The 1,127-nt window shown below is 68.4% G+C and carries 1 protein-coding gene and 1 pseudogene; both read right to left on the bottom strand.

Translation table 11 applies throughout. The features are described 5' to 3' along the window. Positions 1-335: pseudogene (locus tag ACGF12_RS38300) on the bottom strand (carbohydrate ABC transporter permease); the annotation flags it as partial. Then, positions 335-1,127: carbohydrate ABC transporter permease (locus ACGF12_RS38295; RefSeq protein WP_393041187.1), on the bottom strand; the 793-nt coding region annotated here is incomplete at its 5' end. The pseudogene ACGF12_RS38300 and the gene ACGF12_RS38295, both read right to left, overlap by 1 nt.

Here is a 1,127-nt window from a genome sequence, read left to right as displayed (position 1 = left end):
GCCTTGCGGCCGCGGAAGCGGACCCGGGCGGTGTAGTACGCGGCGGGCAGGGCGACCAGCAGCACCAGGAGTGTCGAGCCGCCGGCCACCAGCAGGGTGATCTGGAGGTTCTGGCCGAGCGTGGTGTCGGTCCAGACCTTGGTGAACGAGGACCAGTCGAAGTGCGTCGGCAGGTACGAGTTGTCGCGCAGCTGGTCGGCCGGACGTCCGCCGGTGATCAGCATCTCGACGTACGGCAGCAGGAAGAGCGCGGCGAGCGCCCAGGCCAGCGTGGTGAACAGGACGGTGCGGGCGCGCGGACGGCGGGCCGTCGGCGGCAACTGAAGGGTGGTCATCAGCTTTCCTCCCCGTTCCAGCGGCTGACCTTGAGGAAGACGATCACCATGAGGATCACGACGGCGAAGTTGACCACGGACATGGCGGCGGACTCGGCGACGTCGTATCCGCGCAGCATGTACATGAACACGGTGGTGGTGGCGGTGTCGGCGTTCGGGCCGCCCTGGGTCATGCCCCAGATGACCGGGAACGAGTTGAAGACGTTGATCAGGTTGATCACCAGGCCGACCAGGAAGGCGGGGCGCAGCAGCGGCAGGGTGATCTTGCGGTAGGTCTGCCAGGGGGTGGCGCCGTCGACCCGGGCGGCCTCGTAGACCTCGGCGGGGACGGTCTGGAGGCCGGCGAGCAGGGTGTAGGTGGTGAACGGCAGTGAGACGAAGACGGCGACGAGGATCAGCCAGGGCTTGGCGTGGGCGGCGTCGCCGAGCCATGCCTGGGGGTGGTCGATCAGGCCGAGGTCGAGCAGTAGCCGGTTGAACACGCCCGCGACCTGGTCGAGCATCCAGCGGAAGCCGATCGCGGTCATCAGCACGGAGGCGGCCCAGGGGGCGATGAGCGCCCAGCGGGTGAGGCGGCGGCCGGGGAAGTTCTGGTTGAACAGCTGGGCCAGGGCGAGTGAGATCAGCATGGTCAGGCCGACGACGGCGACCGTCCACACCGCGGTCCAGGTGAGGACTCCGGGCAGCCGGGGGTCACTGAAGAGCTTGTGGTACTTGACCAGTCCGGCCGGGCCGTGGTCCGTGCCCGTGGTGTCGATCTTGCGCAGCGAGGTGCTGACCATCTCGATGACG

It is taken from the genome of Kitasatospora sp. NPDC048296, from assembly GCF_043201815.1.
Taxonomy (GTDB): domain Bacteria; phylum Actinomycetota; class Actinomycetes; order Streptomycetales; family Streptomycetaceae; genus Kitasatospora.
This window is presented reverse-complemented; position numbering and strand designations above follow the sequence as displayed.